The sequence below is a fragment of the Microbacterium sp. MEC084 genome (genome assembly GCF_004514465.2).
Taxonomy (GTDB): domain Bacteria; phylum Actinomycetota; class Actinomycetes; order Actinomycetales; family Microbacteriaceae; genus Microbacterium.
Genome location: NZ_MYFP02000015.1, coordinates 15199 through 36763 on the forward strand (window position 1 = coordinate 15199; position 21565 = coordinate 36763).

Annotated in this window: 23 protein-coding genes; 9 read left to right on the forward strand and 14 right to left on the reverse strand. The window is 70.1% G+C overall.

What is annotated here, in order from left to right:
* Positions 1-21 precede the first annotated feature (21 nt).
* Positions 22-345: a thioredoxin gene (gene trxA, locus B5M43_RS11690; protein WP_055988757.1), complete on the forward strand. Its 324-nt coding sequence runs from the start codon at positions 22-24 to the stop codon at positions 343-345.
* Positions 346-407: 62 nt separating this feature from the next.
* On the opposite strand, the gene B5M43_RS11695 is transcribed toward trxA, so the two are convergent.
* From B5M43_RS11695 to B5M43_RS11705, 3 genes are all read right to left on the reverse strand, one after another.
* Positions 408-758: a tryptophan synthase subunit alpha gene (locus B5M43_RS11695; protein WP_374198166.1), complete on the reverse strand. Its 351-nt coding sequence runs from the start codon at positions 756-758 to the stop codon at positions 408-410.
* Between the two features lie 181 nt (positions 759-939).
* Positions 940-1623: a response regulator gene (locus B5M43_RS11700; protein ID WP_134746595.1), complete on the reverse strand. Its 684-nt coding sequence runs from the start codon at positions 1621-1623 to the stop codon at positions 940-942.
* Positions 1620-3227 (reverse strand): sensor histidine kinase, encoded by a 1608-nt coding sequence (locus B5M43_RS11705; protein WP_055988795.1) that lies wholly within the window; start codon positions 3225-3227, stop codon positions 1620-1622. The genes B5M43_RS11700 and B5M43_RS11705 overlap by 4 nt, the downstream gene beginning before the upstream one ends.
* A gap of 181 nt (positions 3228-3408) precedes the next feature.
* Here B5M43_RS11705 and B5M43_RS11710 point away from each other — a divergent pair, with 181 nt between their 5' ends.
* Genes B5M43_RS11710 through B5M43_RS11720 form a run of 3 tightly spaced genes read left to right on the forward strand, consistent with a single transcriptional unit; the run spans position 3409 to position 6552 of the window.
* On the forward strand, positions 3409-4431 hold the full coding sequence (locus tag B5M43_RS11710; RefSeq protein ID WP_055988760.1) for a tripartite tricarboxylate transporter substrate binding protein: 1023 nt from the start codon (positions 3409-3411) through the stop codon (positions 4429-4431).
* Positions 4431-4964 carry a tripartite tricarboxylate transporter TctB family protein gene (locus B5M43_RS11715; RefSeq protein WP_055988796.1) on the forward strand — a complete coding sequence of 178 codons (534 nt, stop codon included), beginning with the start codon at positions 4431-4433 and terminating at the stop codon, positions 4962-4964. Before B5M43_RS11710 ends, B5M43_RS11715 begins: the two co-directional genes overlap by 1 nt.
* 10 nt (positions 4965-4974) lie before the next feature.
* Positions 4975-6552, forward strand: coding sequence for a tripartite tricarboxylate transporter permease (locus B5M43_RS11720; RefSeq protein ID WP_134746598.1), 1578 nt, complete (start codon positions 4975-4977; stop codon positions 6550-6552).
* Between the two features lie 69 nt (positions 6553-6621).
* On the opposite strand, the gene B5M43_RS11725 is transcribed toward B5M43_RS11720, so the two are convergent.
* The 11 genes from B5M43_RS11725 to rpmH form a co-directional block, all read right to left on the reverse strand.
* On the reverse strand, positions 6622-6879 hold the full coding sequence (locus B5M43_RS11725) for a Rho termination factor N-terminal domain-containing protein (protein ID WP_055988762.1): 258 nt from the start codon (positions 6877-6879) through the stop codon (positions 6622-6624).
* Between the two features lies 1 nt (position 6880).
* Positions 6881-7768 carry an SDR family oxidoreductase gene (locus tag B5M43_RS11730; RefSeq protein WP_230668005.1) on the reverse strand — a complete coding sequence of 296 codons (888 nt, stop codon included), beginning with the start codon at positions 7766-7768 and terminating at the stop codon, positions 6881-6883.
* 110 nt (positions 7769-7878) lie between these two features.
* Positions 7879-8889 carry a ParB/RepB/Spo0J family partition protein gene (locus tag B5M43_RS11735; protein ID WP_134746600.1) on the reverse strand — a complete coding sequence of 337 codons (1011 nt, stop codon included), beginning with the start codon at positions 8887-8889 and terminating at the stop codon, positions 7879-7881.
* Positions 8889-9815 carry a ParA family protein gene (locus tag B5M43_RS11740; RefSeq protein WP_055988797.1) on the reverse strand — a complete coding sequence of 309 codons (927 nt, stop codon included), beginning with the start codon at positions 9813-9815 and terminating at the stop codon, positions 8889-8891. Before B5M43_RS11740 ends, B5M43_RS11735 begins: the two co-directional genes overlap by 1 nt.
* Positions 9816-9971: 156 nt before the next feature.
* A complete protein-coding gene (locus B5M43_RS11745) occupies positions 9972-10913 on the reverse strand; it encodes a diacylglycerol kinase family protein (protein WP_134746602.1) in 942 nt (313 codons plus the stop codon).
* A 1081-nt stretch (positions 10914-11994) separates the two neighbouring features.
* Positions 11995-12633 (reverse strand): 16S rRNA (guanine(527)-N(7))-methyltransferase RsmG, encoded by a 639-nt coding sequence (gene rsmG / locus B5M43_RS11750; RefSeq protein WP_134746412.1) that lies wholly within the window; start codon positions 12631-12633, stop codon positions 11995-11997.
* The gene (locus B5M43_RS11755; protein ID WP_055988767.1) at positions 12633-13124 is read right to left on the reverse strand and encodes a R3H domain-containing nucleic acid-binding protein; all 492 of its coding nucleotides are present in this window, start codon (positions 13122-13124) and stop codon (positions 12633-12635) included. The genes rsmG and B5M43_RS11755 overlap by 1 nt, the downstream gene beginning before the upstream one ends.
* A 48-nt stretch (positions 13125-13172) precedes the next feature.
* Positions 13173-14264 carry a membrane protein insertase YidC gene (yidC, locus tag B5M43_RS11760; protein WP_055988768.1) on the reverse strand — a complete coding sequence of 364 codons (1092 nt, stop codon included), beginning with the start codon at positions 14262-14264 and terminating at the stop codon, positions 13173-13175.
* A gap of 6 nt (positions 14265-14270) precedes the next feature.
* On the reverse strand, positions 14271-14582 hold the full coding sequence (yidD, locus tag B5M43_RS11765) for a membrane protein insertion efficiency factor YidD (RefSeq protein WP_230668011.1): 312 nt from the start codon (positions 14580-14582) through the stop codon (positions 14271-14273).
* 50 nt (positions 14583-14632) lie between these two features.
* Positions 14633-14971, reverse strand: a complete 339-nt coding sequence (rnpA, locus tag B5M43_RS11770) for a ribonuclease P protein component (RefSeq protein ID WP_055988769.1) — start codon at positions 14969-14971, stop codon at positions 14633-14635.
* 25 nt (positions 14972-14996) lie between these two features.
* Positions 14997-15134 carry a 50S ribosomal protein L34 gene (gene rpmH / locus B5M43_RS11775; protein WP_055988770.1) on the reverse strand — a complete coding sequence of 46 codons (138 nt, stop codon included), beginning with the start codon at positions 15132-15134 and terminating at the stop codon, positions 14997-14999.
* Positions 15135-15478: 344 nt separating this feature from the next.
* Between rpmH and dnaA the strand changes: the two genes are divergently transcribed.
* The 5 genes from dnaA to B5M43_RS11800 all read left to right on the forward strand — a co-directional run bounded on the left by dnaA (position 15479) and on the right by B5M43_RS11800 (position 21489).
* A complete protein-coding gene (dnaA, locus tag B5M43_RS11780; RefSeq protein WP_055988799.1) occupies positions 15479-16900 on the forward strand; it encodes a chromosomal replication initiator protein DnaA in 1422 nt (473 codons plus the stop codon).
* Between the two features lie 13 nt (positions 16901-16913).
* On the forward strand, positions 16914-17873 hold the full coding sequence (locus B5M43_RS11785) for a D-2-hydroxyacid dehydrogenase family protein (protein WP_055988771.1): 960 nt from the start codon (positions 16914-16916) through the stop codon (positions 17871-17873).
* 493 nt (positions 17874-18366) lie between these two features.
* Positions 18367-19509 (forward strand): DNA polymerase III subunit beta, encoded by a 1143-nt coding sequence (gene dnaN, locus B5M43_RS11790; protein WP_055988772.1) that lies wholly within the window; start codon positions 18367-18369, stop codon positions 19507-19509.
* 313 nt (positions 19510-19822) lie between these two features.
* On the forward strand, positions 19823-21004 hold the full coding sequence (gene recF, locus B5M43_RS11795; protein ID WP_055988773.1) for a DNA replication/repair protein RecF: 1182 nt from the start codon (positions 19823-19825) through the stop codon (positions 21002-21004).
* Complete coding sequence (locus B5M43_RS11800) at positions 21001-21489, forward strand: DUF721 domain-containing protein (protein WP_055988774.1); 489 nt, start codon at positions 21001-21003, stop codon at positions 21487-21489. The genes recF and B5M43_RS11800 overlap by 4 nt, the downstream gene beginning before the upstream one ends.
* Positions 21490-21565 lie beyond the last annotated feature (76 nt).

Consider the following 21565-nt stretch of genomic DNA (forward strand, 5'->3'; position numbering starts at 1 on the left):
TTCCCACCGAAGGAGATCCACATGACCGCCAAGGCCACCACCTCGGCCACGTTCGAGCAGGACGTCCTGCAGGCCGACGGCCCCGTGCTCGTCGACTTCTGGGCCGCGTGGTGCGGCCCGTGCCGCATGGTCGCGCCGGTGCTCGACGAAATCCAGGCCGAGAACCCCGACAAGATCACGATCCTCAAGCTCAACGTCGACGAGAACCCGGATCTGGCCATGAAGTACCAGATCACGTCGATCCCGGCCATGAAGGTCTTCAAGAACGGCGAGGTCGCCACCACGATCATCGGCGCCAAGCCGAAGTTCGCGCTCGAGCAGGACCTCGCGGAGTTCCTCAAGTAAGGACCCGCACCCCACGAAGCCCCGGCCCCGCGCCGGGGCTTCGTCGTTCCCCGTGCGACGGATCAGCGCCCGTCGACGACGCGGACGACCGCATCCCAGCGGCGGTGCGTGTTCTCCTGGCCGATCAGGCGCCAGACCGCGCGGGTCAGCTCCGGGTACTCGGCCGCGATCAGGCGCAGCAGGCGCTGATTGCGGGCCGCCGTGGGGCGCAGGCCGCCATCCGCCTCGATGTGCTCCGCGCGGAGGGTGAAGACGACGAGCTCGTCGACCGTCGGCAGGTCCTCCATGAACTCCCAGGGGTCCTCGCCGCCGCGCAGCCGCTCGTGGATGAGCGTCGCGAGCTCGTCCGCGGCCTCGGCGCGCAGCACCTCGACGCTCGCGCGTCGGCGGGGGAGTTCGGCGGGCTCGCTCACCATACAAGGCTACGCGCGCACGCCTGGACGGGATCCGGATGCCCCACTCTGTGGAGAGCCCGCGATCTCGGCACCGAGATCACATCCATCCGGCGAGAGGACATCCGTCCGCGTGTGATCTCGCGCGCCCGATGTGACGGGGACGGAGCGGATGTGATCTCGAGCAGCGGGGTGGCCGCGCTCAGCGGCGAGCGGAGTAGAGGAGCTCGGGCCGGCCGGCGTGGCCGTAGCGCGGCTCGCGGGCGGCGAGCCCGGCCTCGACCAGCCGCTCGAGATAGCGGCGGGCGCTGACCCGCGACATCCCCAGGCTCTCGCCCAGCTCGGCGGCCGATACGGGTTCGGTCTGCGCCTCGAGCGCCTCGGCGACGCGCTCCAGCGTGAGCGGGGAGACGCCCTTGCGCTGACCTGCGGACGCGAGCGCGTCCCGGCGCAGCAGCGCATCGACCGCGGACTGGTCCAGCGGAGCGCCGGCGACCAGCGCGGCATCGCGCTCGTGCGCCCTCCAGACGTCGTCGAGCCGCTCGTGCAGGGCCTGCATGGGGAAGGGCTTCACGAGGTAGTGGTGCACGCCGTGGGCGCGCGCGAGCCGGACCGTCTCGAGGTCGCGGGCGGCGGTCACCGCGATCACCTCGACGCGCGACCCGGCCGCGCGCGCCCGCCCCAGCACCGTGACGCCGGAGATGTCCGGCAGGTACACGTCGAGCAGCATGACGTCGGGCTCCAGCTCGGCGAGCGCGCGCAGCGCCTCCGTGCCTGTCGACGCGACGCCCACGACCTCGTACCGCGGATGGCGCTCGACGAAGCCCCGCGTGACGTGCGCCACCGCGAAGTCGTCCTCGACGATGAGCGCCCGCAGCCGCGTCACGACAGCGCCTCCTCGCGACGGGCGGGCGCGGGAGATCCGCTCGCCGGCAGCGCCACGACGAAGCGCGCGCCGCCCGCGGGGGAGCCGCCCACCTCCACCGTGCCGCCCAGCCGCTCCACGATGCGCGCGACGAGCGTGAGCCCGTATCCGCGACGTCCGCCGCGGTCCTTGGTCGAATACCCGAGAGAGAATACGTCGCGCCTCCGGTCCTCCGGCACGCCCGGCCCGTCGTCGTCCACCACGATGTCGATCCGCTCGTCCCCGCCTCGGATCCGGAGCGTCACGGTGCCGCCGCGGCCGGCGGCGTCCATGGCGTTGTCGAGGAGGTTGCCCACCACCGTCACGAGATCTCCGCCGTCGCCGCAGCCGTGCGAGAGGTACGAGTCGCTCGTGACGGCCAGCGCGACGCCGAGCTCGCGTGCGCGTGCCCGCTTCGCGAGCAGCAGGGCGGCGAGCTCGATGTCGTGTATGCCGTCGTGGGCATCCACTCGCGTGATGGCCCCGCCGTCGCCGCTGCGCTCGATCACCCGCATGGCGGCGTCGGTCTCGCCGAGCTCGATCAGCCCGCCGAGCGTGTGCAGCGTGTTGGCGAACTCGTGCTGCTGCGCCCGGAGGCCCTCGGTGAGGCTCTGCGCGCCCGCGAGCTCCTGCAGCGCGCGATCCAGCTCCGTGCGGTCGAGCAGGATCACCACGGTGCCCACGTCGCGGCCGTGCACCCGCACGGGCGCGGCCCGGGCGACGAGCACCCGCTCGCCCGACAGCACGAGCCGCTGCGGCGCCTCGCCCGCCCTCACCTCGTCCAGCAGCCCGGCGAGGTCGTCCTCGAGCAGGTCGGCGGCCGCCACTCCGATCGCGTCCGCCGGCGATTCCAGCCCGAGCAGGCGCGCCGCGGCATCGTTGCACAGCGACACCCGCCCGTCGTCGTCGAAAGCCACGAGGCCCTCCCGGATGCCGTGCAGCGTCGCCTCGCGGGTCTCCAGCAGCCCGCGGATCTCGTCCGGCTCCAGACCGTAGATGCGCCGCCGCACCATGCGCGCCACGCCCGTCGCGGCGACGACGCCGATCACGGTGGCCGCGCCGAGCGCCAGCAGGAAGCCAGTCATGTCGGCCAGGAAGTCCGCGCGCAGGTCCGACTCCAGGATGCCGACCGACACCTGGCCCATGACCTCGCCGTCGCCGTCGAACACCGGGACCTTGACGCGCCAGGACTCGCCGAGGGTGCCGGTCTGCGTTCCCACGTACATCTCTCCCGACAGCGCGACGCTCGGATCCGTCGACACGACCTCGCCGATCAGGTCGGGGTTCGGGTGCGAGTACCGGATGCCCTCGTCGTCCGTGACGACGACGTACGCGACGTCCGAGGCGTCGCGGATCAGCTCGGCGATCGGCTGGATCACGGCGGAGGGATCCGGATCGTCGTACGCCTCCAGGATCGTGGGAAGCTGCGCGACCGACTGGGCGACCGCGATCATGCGCTCCTGGGATGCCTCGCGGATCTGCCGCTCCTGCGTCCAGAGGGCGGCGAGTCCGACGGTGAGCACGACCGCGAGCACGATGACGACCTGCAGCAGCACGAGCTGCGTGCGGAGCGTCATCGCCTTCATCACGCGGCCCATCGTAGGCGAGCGCGCCGCGACCGGACCCGGGCGGCCGGGGGACCGAAACGACCGAAAGTCCCCGTTGCGAACGCAAGCCGCGCAGGCCCCGGCGACCGCCCTAGGCTCCGGACATCCCGCTCGCGGCGTCGACGCCGCGCGACACAGGACTGGACTCGAGGAGGAGCCCATGACACAGCACACCCGTACGCCCGCCCGCCTCATCGCCGGCGCGTTCCTCGGCGCCGCGGCGCTCGCCCTGACCGCGTGCTCCGGTGCCGGCGGCGGCACCGCGGGAGGCGGCGGCGAGGAGCCGGCCGCCATCCAGAGCGTGTCGGTCATCGCCCCCGCCGACCCGGGCGGCGGCTGGGACCAGACCGCGCGCGCGGCCGCCGAGGCCCTCACCTCTGCCGGGCTGGTGTCGTCCGCGCCGGTCACGAACATCGGCGGCGCCGGCGGCACCATCGGCCTCGCGTCGCTCGCGACCGAGACCGACCCGAACACCCTGATGATCACCGGCAGCGTCATGGTCGGCGCGGTCGAGACCAACCAGTCCGAGAACCGCATCGAGGACATGACGCCGATCGCGCGCCTCACGGAGGAGCCGCTCGTGCTGGTCGTCCCCGGTGACAGCGAGTACGACACGCTCGACGACTTCCTGTCCGACTGGGCCGAGCAGGGCGCGTCACTGCCCATCACGGGCGGCTCCTCGGGCGGCATCGACAACATCCTCGCGGCGCAGCTGCTCGAGGACGCCGGCGTCGAGGACGTCGTCGGCTCGCTCAACTACATCGCGAACGCGGGTGGCGGCGAGGCCGTGACCCTGCTCCTGAGCGGCCAGGTCGCGGCCGGCATCTCGGGCGTCGGCGAGTTCGCCGAGCAGATCAAGGCGGGGGAGCTGAAGGCGCTGGCCGTCTCGTCGGCGGAGCCCGCGGCGCTGCTCCCGGACGTCCCGACCCTGCAGGAGCAGGGCGTGGACATCACGCTGACGAACTGGCGCGGCCTGATCGCGCCCGGCGGCATCGAGGACGCGCAGAAGGAGGCGCTCGTCGGCCTCGTCACCGACCTCCACGAGACCGAGGAGTGGACCGAGACCCTCGAGACGAACGGATGGACCGACGCCTTCCTCACGGGCGACGACTTCTCGTCGTTCCTCGAGGAGGACATCGCCACGACGCAGGACACGCTGCGCACACTGGGGATCATCGAGTGATGATCGAGCCTCCGATCACGACGGGCACCGCGGCCGCTTCGGCCGCGGTGCCCCGCGCACGCAGGTGGGGTGAGCTCGGCTTCATCGGCGTCATCCTCGTGTTCTCGATCGTCGCCCTCGTCATGACGGGGACCATCCGGGAGCCGGTCGGCTCGTCGAACGTGCTGGGCGCGCGCGTGCTGCCCTACGTGATCAACGCCCTCATGCTGATCACCTCGGTCGCGGCGGCCATCGCGGTGCTGCGCGGCGACGTCGGCGCCCCCGAGGACAGCGAGGATCTCGACCACGACGCGCCGACGTCCTGGCGCACCGTGCTGCTGGTGGTGCTGTCGTTCGCGTCCCTGATCGTCACGATCCCGTATGCGGGCTGGCCCGTCGCGGTGACGATCCTGTTCGCGGGCGCGTCGCTCGCGCTGGGCGCACGGTCCTGGTGGAAGGCCCTGATCATCGGCGCCGTGCTCGGCGTCGTGACCTACGTCGTGTTCGGCGAGCTGCTGGGTCTCTCGCTGCCCCTGTTCGGATCGGCCTGGTGAGGGGTTCCCCATGGACAGTCTGAATCTGCTGCTCGAGGGCTTCGCGACCGCGATCCAGCCCGCATACCTGCTGTACGCGTTCCTCGGCGTGCTGCTCGGCACGGCGGTCGGCGTGCTGCCCGGCATCGGGCCCGCCATGGCGGTGGCGCTGCTGCTTCCGCTCACCTACACGCTGGACGTGACGTCGGCGATCATCATGTTCGCCGGCATCTACTACGGCGGCATGTACGGCGGGTCGACGACGTCGATTCTGCTCAACACACCGGGGGAGTCGTCCTCGATCGTCACGGCGATGGAGGGCAACAAGATGGCGCGCGCGGGTCGCGCGGCCGCCGCGCTCGCCACCGCCGCGATCGGGTCGTTCGTCGCCGGCACGCTCGCGACGGTCGGCCTCACCTTCTTCGCGCCCGGGATCGCCCAGTTCGCGAAGACCTTCGGGCCGGCCGACTACTTCGCGCTCATGATCGTCGCGTTCCTCACGATCGGCGCCCTGCTGGGCGGCAGCCCCGTGCGGGGCATGGTGTCGCTCGCCGTCGGCCTCTTCCTCGGGCTGGTCGGCACCGACACCCTGACGGGTCAGGCCCGTTTCACGTTCGGCATTCCCAACCTGGGCGACGGCATCGACGTCGTGATCATCGCCGTGGGCCTGTTCGCGGTCGGCGAGGCGCTGCACATCGGCTCCCGCCTGCGGCACAGCACGCCGCCCGTGCGCCCGGTGTCGGGCAGCTGGCGGTCGTGGATGTCCAAGAGCGACTGGAAGCGGTCGTGGAAGCCGTGGCTGCGCGGCACCGCGATCGGGTTCCCGATCGGGTCGATCCCGGCGGGCGGCGCCGACGTCGCGACCTTCCTGTCGTACGCCACCGAGAAGAAGCTCACGCGCGAGCCCTATCGGCAGCAGTTCGGCAAGGGAGCGATCGAGGGCGTCGCGGGCCCGGAGGCCGCGAACAACGCCGCGGCGGCGGGCGTTCTCGTGCCGCTGCTCACGCTCGGCATCCCGACCACCGCGACCGCGGCAGTCATCATCTCGGCGTTCACGACCTACGGCATCCAGCCCGGCCCGCTGCTGTTCGAGAATCAGTCCGCGCTCGTGTGGGCGCTCATCGCGAGCCTCTACATCGGCAATGCGGTGCTCGTGGTCCTGAACCTGCCGCTGGTGGGCCTGTGGGCGAAGGTGCTGCAGATCCCGCGGCCGTATCTCTACGCGGGGATCCTGGTCTTCGCCGGCCTCGGGGCCTACGCCGCCAACTTCCAGGTCTTCGACATCGCCGTGCTGCTGCTGCTCGGTGTGATCGGCTTCTTCATGCGCCGCCACGGATATCCCGTCGCACCGATGGTCGTCGGCGGCATCCTGGGGCCGATGGCCGAGGAGCAGCTGCGCAAGGCGATGGCGATCAGTCAGGGCGACCCGTCGATCCTGGTCCGCAGCCCTGTCTCGATCGTCATCTACGTCGCGCTGGCGCTGCTCCTGATCGGCGGATTCTGGCTGCGCCGCCGCCAGGCTCGCTTCGAGGCCGCGATCCCGGATGTCGACACGACGACGATCCGCGCGGTGGACGCGGAGATCGCGAGGCAGCTGGGTCGCGACTGACGATCCCGCGTGGGAGGGCGCTGGAGCGGTCGATCCGCCCCAGCGCCCTCTTCTCTCACCCGTCCCCCGTCAGTGGTTGCGGAGCTTGTCGATCAGCTCGTCCTTCTTGAGCTTGGAGACGCCCTCGATGCCGAGCTCCTTCGCCCGATCGCGAAGCTCGTCGACCGTGCGATCCTCGTAGTTCTCGGCGCTGCCGCCGCGCTCGCCCACGTCCTCGCGCCCGTCGCGGGCGGCGGCGTTCGCGATGCGCGCGGCCTTCTCCTTGGAGTTGCCCTCCTCGCGGAGCTTCTCGTAGAGCTCCTCGTCCTTGATGCTGCGGTTCGGCATGTCAGAACCCCTTCCCGCCCGTCACGGGCAGCACGGCGCCGGACGTGTACGACGCCTCGTCACTGGCCAGGTAGACGTATGCCCCGGCGAGCTCGACCGGCTGGCCCGCCCGGCCGAGCGGCGTATCGGCCCCGAACTCCTTGACCTTGTCGGCCGGGAATCCCGTGGCCGGGATGAGCGGCGTCCAGATCGGCCCGGGGGCGACGCCGTTCACGCGGATGCCCTTGGGCCCGAGCTCGGTGGCGAGCGCCTGGATGAACGCGACCTGCGCGGCCTTGGTCATCGCGTAGTCCAGCAGGCCCGAGGACGGCTGCGACGCCTGGATGGACGTCGTCACGATGATGGATGCCCCAGGCGACATGTGAGGCACGGCCTCGCGCGCGAGCACCATCGCCGAGATCAGGTTCGTGTGGAACGTCCGCTCGATCTCGGACACCTGGAGCGTGTCCACACCCTCACGCTGACGCTGATATGCCGCGTTCGGAATGAGGATGTCGAGGCCGCCGAGCTCGTCGCGCGCGGCCGACACGACCTCGATGCAGGCCTGCTCCTCGGTCAGGTCGGCCGGCAGCAGCACGGCCTTGCGGCCGGCTTCGCGCACATGGCGCTCGGTGACCTGCGCGTCTTCCTCCTCCTCGGGCAGGTACACGATCGCGACGTCGGCGCCCTCCCGGGCGAAGGCGATCGCGACCGCACGGCCGATCCCGGAGTCGCCTCCCGTGATCAGGGCTTTCCGGCCGACGAGGCGCTCCCGGCCCTGCCAGCTGGTCTCGCCGTGGTCGGGCTGCGGGTCCATCTCGCTCGTGAGCCCCGGCTGGGTGGGCTGCTCCTGCTCGGGGAACTCGCCCGAGGGCTCGCGCGGGTCGGACTGGTTCAGGGTGTCGGTCAAGGCAGCCTCCTTCGCGTGGTCGATGTCGCGTGCCACGCTACGGAGATGCGGCCGACCGCCCCAGGGACTTGACGTCCGCGGGGGAGTGGCCTACCGGGTGAACCGGCGCGTCAGTTTCCGTACCCCTCCTCGCCGAGCTCGGCGAGGATGCGGTTCAGGTCCTGGATCGTTGCGAAGTCGATCTTGATCTGACCCTTGCGCGAGGTCAGGTCGATCTTGACCCTGGTGTTGAGGCGGTCTCCCAGGCGCTCCGCCACGTCGTTGAGGAACGCCCGCCGCGCGCCCGGCTGCGGTTTGGGTGCTCGCGAACCCGGCTCCTCGGCGGCGATCGTCTTCGCGGCGGCCTCCGCGCCACGCACCGAGAGATCCTCGTTCACGATCTTCTCGGACAGTCGCTGCATCGCCTCGGCGTCCTCGAGCGACAGGATGGCCCGCGCGTGCCCCGCGCTCAGCACGCCCGCCGCCACGCGCTGCTGCACGGGAACCGGCAGCCGCAGCAGTCGGATCGTGTTGCTGATCTGCGGACGCGAACGCCCGATCCGCTTGGCCAGCTCGTCCTGCGTGATGCCGAAGTCCTCGAGCAGCTGCTGGTAGGCCGAGGCCTCCTCCAGGGGGTTCAGCTGCGAGCGGTGCAGGTTCTCGAGCAGCGCGTCGCGCAGCAGCGCGTCGTCGGACGTGTCGCGGATGATCGCGGGGATCTCCGTGAGCCCCGCCTCGCGAGAGGCCCGCGTGCGCCGCTCGCCCATGATGAGCTCGTAGGTCCCGTCGCCCTTGTCGCGCACCACGACCGGCTGCAGCACTCCGAACTCGCGCACGCTGTGCACCAGCTCGGCGAGGTCCTCGGGGTCGAAGTGTGTGCGCGGCTGACGCGGGTTGGGAACGATGCTGTGAGGGTCGATGTGCACCAGGCGGGCGCCGGGCACCGCCACGAGGTCCTCTTCCGGCTCGCGCTCGGCGACCGCCGTGGCCGTCGCGGCCTGCGCGGCGACCTGCTCCGCCGCCTCGTCGGCCTTCTTGAGCGACCCCCCGGGGAAGAACACGTCGACGGGGCGCGCCTCGCTCGACTCGGCCGTGGGGATCAGGGCGCCGATCCCGCGTCCCAGACCTGTCCGCTTCGCCATCAGGACTCCTTCTTCTCGGCGATACCGTCGCCGCGTCGCACGATCTCCACGGCGGCCTCGCGGTACGCGATCGCGCCCGCCGAGTTGCCGTCATAGGCGATCACTGTCTGACCGAAGCTCGGAGCCTCGGAAATTCGCACTGACCTGGGAATTAGTGTCCCCAGAACCTCGTCGGGGAAGTGAGAGCGCACCTCGTCGGCGACCTGCTGCGACAGCTTGGTGCGCGCGTCGTACATGGTCAGCAGGATCGTCGAGAGTCGCAGGCCGCGGTTGAGGTGCTTCTGGATCATGGTGATGTTGCCCAGCAGCTGGCTCAGGCCCTCCAGCGCGTAGTACTCACACTGGATCGGCAGGAAGACCTCTTCGGCCGCGGTGAACGCGTTGATCGTCAGCAGACCCAGCGAGGGCGGGCAATCGATCAGGATGAAGTCCAGCGGGGTGTCCAGATCTCGGAGGTACTCGTCGATCGCGGTCTTCAGCCTCTGCTCGCGTGCGACCTGTGTCACGAGCTCGATCTCGGCGCCGGCCAGGTGGATGTTGCTGGGGGCGCAGAACAGGGTGTCGGACTCCGGGCTCTTCTGCACCACGTCCGAGATGGGGAACCCGTCGATCAGGACGTCATAGATGCTCGGGATGTCCGCGCTGTGGGGGATGCCGAGCGCCGTGGAGGCGTTGCCCTGCGGGTCCAGGTCGATGACGAGCACACGCCCACCGAGCGACGCCAGGGCCGCGGCGATGTTGACCGTGGTCGTCGTCTTGCCGACTCCGCCCTTCTGGTTCGAGATCGTCATGATCCGGGTGCGCCCCGGGAACTCGACCTGGACGTCCGCCAGCGCGCGCCGACGAGCCGAGAGATCGGCCAGTTCGCGAGCCAGGGGAGTGTCGTCGGGGAGTGCGAACGACGCCGCCTTCTCGGACTGTTTCACGTGAAACACTCTTCCCTTCGCGAGCCGGCCGGTCTCTCCACCCTAACCTCTCCCACGGACACGTCCCGGCGTGTCGCCCGATGTTTCCAGACCGGGAACAGATGAGCCCGGCCGGTCATGACGCACGCGTCGATGGAGAGAGTTTCACGTGAAACATCACCCCAGCAGACGCAGGACGCCGGGGCACAGCTCCACACGCACGGGAAGCGTGCCGATCAGCTCACCGTCACCGAAGACCGCCGGCCACGAGTCCCGAGCGCCGGTTGCCGCGATCTCGACCGTGCGGCCCGGCGTCGCCGTGAGGTGCGCCGACCGCAGGTGCCGGCCCATCAGCATGGCGGGGAAGATGCGCGCGGCAGTGAGCCGACCGACGTCGGCCGCGAGGATGACGTCGAGGATTCCGTCGTCGACGCGGGCGGACGGAGCCACCGCGATTCCTCCGCCGATTCGCGGTGCGTTCGCCACGGTGACGAGCGCCCCGTCGCTCCGCCACTCCAGCTGCACCGCGCCGCGCTCGTCGAACACCGTCACGTCGTAGCCCCAGGCGCGGTACACCAGGATCTCCGCTACAGCGGCGAACACATAGCGCGACGAGCCGCGAGGCCACCGCAGACGGTTGGCACGGGCGTTCACAGCGCCGTCCAGCCCTGCCGACACCGCACCAGCGACCCAGCGCTCGCCCCCGGTCACGCCTGGGCCGCTCACCCGCAGCAGATCGACAGCTCTCGTCGACGTCCCCGCGAGCACCCCCGCGCGCACGGCCTCGATCGCACTGTCGGTGGATCGGGGGAGGCCGGCAGACGCCGCGAAGTCGTTTCCCGACCCCACGGGGACGATACCGAGGGGGAGAGCGGTCTCCGCCAGCGCTTGGATGCCCAGATGCACCATGCCGTCGCCCCCGACGACCACGAGCGCGTCGATCTGGCCCTCGGCGACCGCGCATCGCACGTTCGCCAGCGCCTCGACTGCATCGAGGGCCGAGAGCGAGACGGCCTCCGCGCCCGCGTCCATGAGCGCCCTGGCTGCTGCGGATCCGACCCGGCGTCCCCGCCCGCTCCCCGCCGTGGGGTTCACCACGAGCCCGACCCGCCGGATCATGCTCCTCACGCTACCGTCCCGGGATGTTTCACGTGAAACACCGCCAACCTCGCCGGGTCGTTGAGCGGAGCGACGAAGGAGCGGAGACGAAACGCACCTGTCCCGCCCCCCGGCGTCGCCACTGCGTCGTACTGCTCTGAAGCCGTCCTCGCGGTCAGCTCCCCTCGCGGTCGGCGAACCTCGCCGAGCCTGATGTTTCACGCGAAACGCCACCGAAGCGAGTTTGGACGCGTTTCGGCTCCGCTCAACAGCCAAGGAAGCGTCACCGCAGCTGCCTTGTCAGGTCGTTGAGCGGAGCGACGAAGGAGCGGAGACGAAACGCACCTGTCCCGCCCCCCGGCGTCGCCACTGCGTCGTACTGCTCTGAAGCCGTCCTCGCGGTCAGCTCCCCTCGCGGAAGCGCAGGTTTCACATGAAACACCGCCGGCGCAAGCTTGGACCCGTTTCGCCTCCGCTTCGCTCCGCTCAACGACCGGGGGTGAACCCAAGGGAGGGGGACGATACAGCATCAGAAGGCGATTGCTGGCGTCTCAACTCCGCTTCGCTTCGCTCAAGGACCCAAGCAAGCGGCACCGAGGCAGCCCCGTGAGCTCCTTGAGCAGAGCGACGAGAGAGCACGTACTCACCCCACGGCGTTGCGACCGAGGTTCGGCGCACTCATGGTCGTTGAGCGACGAGCGCCAGCGAGGAGACGAAACGCCCTGAAGCTCCCCTCACGGTCGACACCCCACCGCCCAAGCCCGGATGTTTCACGTGAAACGGCACCCGCGCAGCATTGTGAGGTCGTTGAGCGGAGCGTCGAAGGAGCGGAGACGAAAAGTGCTCCACCCACCCCACAGTCTTGGAACTCGGGGTCTGGCGTACTCATGGTCGTTGAGCGACGAGCGCCAGCGAGGAGTCGAAACGCCCTCAAACTCCCCTCACAGTCTGCATCTATCGCCGAGGCACGGGTATGTTTCACGTGAAACGTGCGCTTAGTTCGAAGGAGGCGACGTTTCGACTCCGCTTCTCTCCGCTCAACGAGCGGCGGGACGTGAGCACGCCGCAGCCTCACGTGTGTTTCACGTGAAACGGCGAGGGATCAGGCGCGGACGAGAGCCCGTACGACGCGGGTCTCCTCGGCGAGAACTCCCTCGCCGAGCACCTCCATGCGGACGTCCGACAGCTTGAACTTCCGGATCTGCTTCTGAGCCGCCTCGATCTCGGCCGGCGCGTTGTGGCCCTTGAGCAGGATGAGCTCGCCGCCGTCGCGGGCCAGGGGAGCGGTCCAGGGGATGAGCGTCCGCAGGGCGCTCACCGCACGGGCGGTCACGGCGTCCAGCACGCCCTCGTAGCGACCGGCCTCCTCGGCGCGGGCACGCTCGACATCCACGTTCTCCAGCCCCAGGGCCCCGACCTGCTCCTCGAGCCAGGCCACGCGGCGCTCCATGGGCTCGATCAGCACCCAGCGCACGTCGGGCCGCGCGATCGCCAGCACCAGGCCCGGGAGCCCGGCGCCCGATCCCACATCGCCGGCGATGCCGCCGGCGGGGAACAGGGGAGCGGCGATCGCACTGTTCAGGATGTGCCGCGTCCACAACCGCGGCAGCTCGAGCGGGCCGATCAGGCCGCGCTTCTCACCGTGCTGCGCGAGCGCAGCGGTGTAGGCGCGCGCGAGCTCGACGCGGTCGCCGAAGAGCTCCGCGGCGACCGCGGGTTCGGGCTCGAGCACGCCGGTCATCAGCCGCGGCGGATGACCGTGTGACGGTCGGCGCCCTCGCCGTACGACTCCGACGTCAGGCCGCGCTCCGACACGATGTCGTGCACGAGCTTGCGCTCGTAGCTCGACATCGCCGGGAGCGACGCCTGCGAGGCACCCTCGTCCAGGCGCGCGACCGCGGCGTCGACCAGCTTCTCGAGCTGTCGGCGACGGGCATCCCGCGAGCCGCCGATGTCGAGGATGAGCCGCGAGAACCGACCGGTCTTCGCCTGCACGGCGAGCCGGGTCAGCTCCTGGAGCGCCTGCACCGTGTCGGGGTGAGACAGCACGGACAGCGACTCGTCATCCGACTCGACCGAGACGTACGCACGACCCTGCTTCACATCGAGCGTCAGATCGCCGTCGATGTCGGCGATGTCCAGCAGGCCCTCGACGTAGTCTGCGGCGATGTCGCCCTCGGCCTCGAGCTCGGCGTTGCTGGGCGCGTCGCCGGTCACGGAAGTGCTGCTCATGTGGTCGTCCTCGATGGTCGGGAAGGAAATTGCCTGATCAGAAGGGGATTACGACTTGGCGGGAAGGCCAGCGGCGCCCTCATCCGGGTCCTCCGGCGATGCGGCGTCACCCGGGTTGCTCGAACCCCCCGGCTTCGGCGCCTGCTTCTTCTTCGCGCGCTGCTTGCCCATGGGCTGCTGACGCTTGTGCTGCTGCGCCTTGCGCTGCTCCGCCTCCTCGAGCAGGCGGCGCTGCTCCTCCTCGTACTCGGCCATCGAGACGACCTTGCCCTTGGAGTTGAGCGCCTTGCCGCGGCGCGCCAGGCGCTCCTCGCGGGCCTTCGCGGCCTCCGAGCCGGGCGTGGGGAGCTCGCGGATGACGACGAACTGCTGGCCCATCGTCCACAGGTTGCTGAAGAACCAGTAGAGCACCAGGCCGAGGGGGAAGAAGACGCCCGAGAAGATCATCGCGAACGGAATGACCCAGAGCATGATCTTCTGCATCTGGTACGCCTGGCCGGTCTTGGCCTCGGGGGACAGGTTCTTCGAGATGATCTGCAGCTGCGTGATGAACTGCGTCGCGATCATCAGGACCACGAGGACGAGCAGGATGACGATCGTCGCGACCGCGCCCTGGTCCCACGCCTCGCCGAGCGTCTGGTGGAACGGGGCGAGCTCGAACAGCTTGGCGTCGTTGAACTGGCGCGTCAGCTCGGCGTTGAGCAGGCCCACGCCGCCCGTGCCCGCCTGGGCGTGCAGCTTGACGTCGGACAGTGTGTAGTACAGCGAGAAGAAGATCGGCATCTGCACGAGCAGCGGCCAGCAGCCGCTGAGCGGGCTGGAGCCGTGCTTCTTGTACAGATCCATCGTCTCTCGGCTCATCGCCTCACGAGACAGCTGGTCGCGCTTTCCGCGGTACCGGTCCTGGATCTTCCGGATCTCCGGAGCGAGCTCCATCATCGCCCGCTGGCTCTTGATCTGCCGCACGAACAGCGGGATCAGGGCCGCACGGACGACCAGCACCACGCCGAGGATCGACAGCATCCAGGTGATGCCGCCGGCGGCAGGCAGGCCGATCGCGGTGAACAGCCAGTGCCAGGCGACCAGGATGAGCTCGACCACCCACTTGAGCGGGAAGAGGATGATTCCGAAGAAATCCACGAGGGATCAGTCCTTTCGACGGGGCACGACGAAGCCGTGTGGAGTCAGGTCAAAGCGGAAGGCCGGGTGCGGGCGCACGTCATCCTGTCCGCCGGCCGCCCAGGGATGGCAGCGGACGATGCGCGCTCCCGCGAGCACCGATCCTTTCACGAGTCCGTGCTGCTGCACGGCGGTCACCGCGTACGCCGAGCACGAGGGGTAGTAGCGGCACACGTCGCCGTAGATCGGCGAGATGACCGCGCGGTAGCCGTGGAGCAGCGCGATCCCGGCGTTCCGGGGGAGCAGCGCGACCGCCGCCACCGCGCCCGAGGCGTCCAGCCCGGATACGCGAAGACGCGCAGTCCCGCGCGCCGATGCAGGCAGCACGCTCAACGTGCGCCCCTGCGGGCGAGACAGCGCGTCACTTCGCTGCGGAGATCCTGGTACGAGGCCGTGGCCGAGGAGGGCAGGGCGCGGATGACCACGTCGGCGCCCTCGCGGACGTCGGGCAGCGCCTCGGCGCACACGGCCTTGAGGCGCCGCCGCACGGTGTTGCGCGTCACGGCGTTGCCCACAGCCTTGCTCACGATGAAGCCGAATCGCGCGGGGCGCGGCTCGGCCGTCAGCACGACGTGCGTCACCGTGTGGGCGCCCGCGCACCGAGCCCCCCGACGGACGACGAACCGGTAGTCGTCCCCGCGGGTCAGGCGTCTCGGCCTCGCGAGCACGGCCAGGATCGAGGTGGCGGTGGTGTTACGCCGACAGCTCGGCGCGGCCCTTGCCGCGGCGCGCGGCCAGGATGGCGCGGCCGGCGCGGGTGCGCATGCGGGCGCGGAAGCCGTGCTTCTTGGCGCGGCGGCGGTTGTTGGGCTGGAACGTGCGCTTGCTCATGGAATCACTCCGGAGAAGGTGTCACCGGATGAATGCTGCCGGAGACGTGGATGTGTACGGGAATGCTGCGAGGGCATAAGTCAACCGACCTAGAGTACGTCCGGTCCTGTGATTCGCGCAAACCCGGCGACAACCTGACAGTATCTCCACAGCGCCCCTCCGCGCCCGGCAGGGACACGCGCTCCCCGCTCCGCGCAGCCGGCCGACACATTTGCCGTCGGGCCGTCCGGTGACTAGCGTTGCAGAAGTTATCCACAGGCTGCGCGCACACCGTCGCGCCGCGACATCCCGCCCGGAAGGATGCCCCTGTGGATCGTGCAGGACTCATGAGGGGGGCCATGTCCATGCAAGACGTTCCGCCCGGACAGCGGATCCCGGATGTCCCGGTCTGGCGTGCCGTGCTCGTCGAGCTCGAGGGCGACGATCGCGTCACGCCGCAGATGAAGGGCTTCCTGAGCCTGGTCGTGCCCGAGGGAGTGATGGGGGGAACGCTCTACCTCGCCGTTCCGAACGACCTGACGGCCGCCCAGATCACCAAGCGCCTGCGCGACCCGATCATGGAGGCGCTCGCCCGCCTCGGCGACGACGCCCAGAGCTTCCGCGTCACGGTGAACCCCGAGCTCTCGGAGGCGCAGTTCCCGCCCGCGCTCGGTTCGACCACGCTGGGCGCTCCCGAGCCCGCGCAGCCGCAGCGGCCCGTCGCCGAGAACCCGACCGAGTCCCAGACGCCCAGCCGCAACGACACGCGCCTGAACCCGAAGTACACGTTCGACAACTTCGTCATCGGCCAGTCCAACCGCTTCGCGCACGCGGCCGCGGTCGCGGTGGCCGAGGCGCCGGCCAAGGCGTACAACCCGCTCTTCATCTACGGCGACTCGGGGCTCGGCAAGACGCACCTCCTGCACGCCATCGGCGACTACGCGCAGAGCCTGTTCGCCGGCGTGCGCGTGCGGTACGTGTCGAGCGAGGAGTTCACGAACGACTTCATCAACTCGATCGCGAACAACCGCGGCGCGGCCTTCAACGCGCGGTACCGCGACGTCGACATCCTGCTGATCGACGACATCCAGTTCCTGCAGGGGAAGGCCGAGACGCAGGAGGCCTTCTTCCACACGTTCAACACGCTGCACGACCACGACAAGCAGGTCGTGATCACGAGCGACGTGGCACCGAAGCACCTCACGGGCTTCGAGGACCGGATGCGCAGCCGCTTCGAGTGGGGTCTGATCACCGACGTGCAGGCGCCCGACCTCGAGACCCGCATCGCGATCCTGCGCAAGAAGGCGCAGTCCGAGCGGCTGTACATCCCCGACGACGTCGTGGAGTACATCGCGACCGTGGTGTCCACCAACATCCGGGAGCTCGAGGGCGCCCTCATCCGCGTCTCGGCGTTCGCGAGCCTGAACCGGTCGGACGTCGACATCCAGCTCGCCCAGAACGTGCTGCGCGACATCGTGGAGCAGACCGAGGACAACGTGGTGTCCGAGAGCGACATCATCACGGCGACCGCGGCCTACTTCAAGCTCACCGTCGACGACCTGTACGGCTCGAGCCGGTCGCAGGCCGTCGCGCAGGCCCGGCAGATCGCGATGTACCTGTGCCGCGAGCGCACCAGCCTGTCGCTGCCGAAGATCGGGCAGCTCTTCGGCGGCCGCGACCACACCACGGTCATGTACGCCTACAAGAAGATCAGCGAGCTCATGAAGGAGCGCCGCTCGATCTACAACCAGGTCACCGAGATCACCACGCAGCTCGGCCGCCGCTGACCCGCTCCCACGCATGCCCTCCCTGACGCTGCTCGACGACTATCAGGGGGTCGCGCTCGGCTGCGCGCCCTGGCATGAGCTGGACGGGTGGGACGTGCGGGCGCTGCGCGATCCGCATCCGGATGAGGATGCGCTGGTCGCGGCGCTCGCGCACGACACGGCCGTGGTCGCGATGCGCGAGCGGACGGCCTTCCCGGCGCGCGTGCTGGAGCGCCTCCCAGGCCTGAGGCTGCTGATCACGACGGGCCCCGCGAACGCGTCGATCGACACCGCGGCGGCGGCCCGGCTCGGCATCACGGTGTGCGGCACGCGGGCGTCGGCGGCGGCCGCCCCTGAGCTCTCCTGGGCCCTGCTGATGAGCGCCGTCCGCGACATCCCCGGCCAGCAGCGGGCCCTGCGCGACGGCCGCTGGCAGACCGGCGTGGGGTCCGAGCTGGCGGGGCGCACGCTCGGCATCGTCGGGCTGGGGAAGATCGGCACGCGGATGGCACGGTACGCCCGCGCGTTCGACATGCGGGTGCTGGCCTGGAGCGAGAACCTCACGCATGAGCGCGCGGCGGAGGCCGGCGCCGAGCTCGTCTCGAAGGCCGACCTGTTCGAGCGGTCCGACATCGCCACGCTGCATCTGCGGATGTCCGACCGCACGCGGCACATCGTCGGCGAGCCCGAGCTGGCCGCGCTCGGACCGGACGGGCTGCTGGTCAACACGGCACGTGCCGGGCTGGTCGACACCGATGCCCTGATCGCGGCCCTCGCGTCCGGAGCACTCGGGGGAGCGGCGCTCGACGTGTTCGACGACGAGCCGCTCCCGCCCGGGCACCCGCTCCTGAGGGCCCCGCGCACGCTCCTGACGCCGCACATCGGCTATGTGACGCGAGAGCAGTACGCCCTCTATTACTCGGATGCGCTCGAGGACGTGCGGGCCTGGGAGCGGAGCGCTCCCATCCGGGTGATCGCCGCACCCGCCGGCTGACCCGGCGCCGCCAACCGGACAGCATCCGGACGGCCCGCGCCGGCCGTCCGGCATACCGCTTCGGGCACGCTCCCCGTATGACGACGTATGCCCCGATCCGTCCTTGATAGCCGTTCCGGGCACCCTCTATAAGGGTTCTCCCCAGTGTGGAAAACTTGTGGATAACTGTTCAGACACGCCCTGAGCCATGTGAACGACACGCGGACCGGATGTGGAATCGCGGTGTGCGGCGGTCGACCGGGACGCGACGTCGTCCCCCATCCCTCCGCAGCCGATCCACATCTCACAGGCGTGTAGTTCCCAACGGACGAGCGGGATCCACAGACTTATCCACATTTTCCACAGCTGTTAACACGACTACAGAGATCTCTTCTCATCGGGTCCATGCGATGACCTTCTCGGGCTCGAACGGGGAAAACACAAGGATCCGGCGTGGGCACTAGCATGGGAGGCCCACGGTCCGTGGGGTGTGCAGTCATCGAGGGAGCGCTAAGTGAAGTTCCACGTCAACCGTGACGTCTTCAGTGAGGCAGTGTCGTTCGTCGTCAAGCTGCTTCCCCAGCGCAATCCCCAGCCGATCCTGGCCGGTGTGCTGATCGAGGCGACCGAGGACGGCGCCCTCGCGCTGTCGGCCTTCGACTACGAGGCCTCGGCGCGCACCACGATCGAGGCGACGGTCGACGAGCCCGGCACGATCCTCGTGCACGGCCGGCTGCTGTCCGACATCGCGAGCCGCCTGCCGAACGCGCCCATCCAGATGACCACCGAGGACGACGGCAACATCGCCCTCACCTGCGGCTCGGCGCGCTTCGCGCTCGCCTCGATGCCCGTCGAGGAATACCCCGCGATCCCCGAGGTCACGGGCGAGTCCGGGCTCGTGCCGGCCGACGACTTCGCGACCGCGATCTCGCAGGTCGCGTTCGCGGCCTCGCGCGACGACGTGACCCCGGTCCTCACCGGCGTGCAGCTCGAGGTCAGCGGCCAGCAGCTCAGCCTCGTCGCCACCGACCGCTACCGCGTGGCGCTGCGCGACATCGACTGGGACGGCGGGCAGCAGGAGGCCCACGCGCTCGTCCCGGCCCGCACGCTCCAGGAGGTCGGCAAGACCTTCTCGCACGGCGGCAACATCTCGATCGCGTTCTCGGGATCGGGCGACCGCGAGATCATCGCGTTCACGGCCGGCAACAAGACCGTGACGTCGCTGCTCATCAAGGGCAACTTCCCGCCGGTGCGCCGCCTGTTCCCCGAGCAGACCGAGCACTACGCGGTCGTCAGCACGAGCGAGCTGACCGAGGCCGTGCGCCGCGTCGCGCTCGTGCTCGACCGCTCGGCGCCGCTGCGCTTCACGTTCACCACGTCGTCCGTCACGATGGACGCCTCCGGCGGCGACCAGGCGCGAGCCTCGGAGTCGGTCGACGCCCACCTGCAGGGCGAGGACGTCACGCTCGGCCTCAACCCCCAGTACCTGCTCGAGTCGCTCGCCGCCGTGCGCAGCGAGTTCGTGCGCATCACGTTCACGTCGAGCGACAACGCCAACAAGCTCAGCCCCGTGCTGATCACGAGCCAGACCTCGGTCGACCAGGCCGGCAGCGACAGCTTCAAGTACCTCCTCCAGCCGAACCTTCTTCTGCGCTGATCTTGTTCTCCCGCTTCGCGGGGTAGTGCATGGAGACTGCGCGATCGCTCGCCCGACGCTCCGCGCCGGGACTCGCGATCGCGGGCTGTCGCTTCGCTCCATCCGGGGCGGACGTCGCGTTCTGGAGGTGGTCGGCAGTCGCTTCGCTCCACGCTCGCTTCGCTCGCACGACGGTAGAGCCCGTGGGCGGGGCGCATTCCCGGTCGTTGAGCGAGGCGAAGCCGAGTCGAAACGGATTGAGCGAGCGAAGCGAGTCGAAATCGGGCAGCGGCCTCCCCAGACCTCTGTCGGATCACGTCGTTAGGGTCGAACAATGCACGTGGAGCACTTGAGCCTGAAGGACTTCCGCAACTATGCGGAAGCCGAGCTCGAGCTCCGGCCCGGGGCGAATGTGCTCGTCGGGCGCAACGGGCAGGGGAAGACGAACCTGGCCGAGGCGATCGCGTACCTCGCGACGCTCGGCTCGCACCGGGTGTCCGCCGACGCGCCGCTCGTGCGGGAGGGTTTCGACGCCGCGTTCGTGCGGGCTCGGCTCGCGCACGGCGAGCGCCGTGTGACGCTCGAGCTCCAGCTCAACAAGCAGGGCTCGAACAAGGCGCGGATCGGCGGATCGCCCGTGCGGACGAACGAGCTGCCGCGCTACGCGCAGGTCGTGCTGTTCGCGCCCGAGGACCTCCAGATCGTGCGCGGCGACCCGTCGTCGCGCCGGCGCTTCGCGGACCAGCTGCTCGTGCAGCGCACCCCGCGGATGTCGGCCGTGCTCGCCGACTACGACCGGACCCTGCGGCAGCGCACCGCGCTGCTGAAGTCCGCCCGGGCCCGCGGGCTGCGCAGCGCGCAGCTGCCGACGCTCGACGTGTGGGACGACAAGCTCGTCGCCCTCGGCTCGGAGATCATCGACGCGCGCATCCGGCTCGCGCAGGACCTCGCGGCTCCCGTCGCGGAGGCGTACGCGGCGATCGCGGGAGAGGATCACCGCCCGCAGCTGGAATGGGCGCTGTCGGTGCGGGGCGGGGACCCCGAGGAGGGAGAGTCCGTCGACGAGCCGACCGCCGGCGCGACCGCCGAGCTGTTCCGCGCGGCGCTGCAGGCGAAGCGCGCCGCCGAGCTCGACCGCGGTCTCACGCTCGTGGGCCCGCACCGGGACGACCTCATCCTGCGGGTGCGCGGGCTGCCCGTGAAGGGGTACGCGTCGCATGGGGAGTCGTGGTCGGTCGCCCTCGCGCTCCGGCTGGCGTCCGCCGAGCTGCTGCGGGCCGAGTCGCCCGGCGGCGACCCCGTGCTGATCCTCGACGACGTGTTCGCCGAGCTCGACGCCGATCGCCGCGCGCGCCTCGCCGGCGTCGTCGCAGGGTACGAGCAGGTCGTCGTCACGGCGGCCGTCGCGGGCGATGTGCCCGAGGCGCTGCGCGCCAACGCGGTCCGCATCGAGGCCGGCCGCGTCCTGGGCCCGCTCAGCGAGCATCCGCTCGAGGCTCCCGTGGAGGGACGATGAGCGACGAGCTGCCCGAGACCCTCGCGACCTACCTGCGGCTGCGCGGGATGGAGCCGAGCAAGCGGGCGCAGTGGCGCAAGCGCCGGCGCCGCGGCTCCGAGGACGACGAGAACCAGCCGTTCACGCCCGGGCGGGATCCCGGATCCATCGGCGACGCGCTCGACGGGCTCACCAAGGCGAACGGATGGGCCCCGCAGCTGGCCCGCGAGGACCTGGTGCGCCAGTGGGAGGACGTCGCCGGCGCGGAGACCGCGCAGCACTCCAGCCCGGTCTCGCTGGAGGGGGGCATGCTCACCATCCAGTGCGACTCGACGGCCTGGGCCAAGAACCTGTCGTACATGCGGGCGCACATCCTGACCCAGATCGTCACGAGGTATCCGGAGGCCGGTGTCGACTCCGTGCGTTTCGTGGGGCCCGACGTCCCCACCTGGAAATGGGGTCGCAGATCGATTCCAGGGCGTGGTCCGCGCGATACCTACGGGTGAGACACCTCCCGGGGTGTCCGGGTGGTTTTTCTCGCGTCTGAGGGCCCGTCAAGGCCGGTCGGAGGGGTCCCGCTTG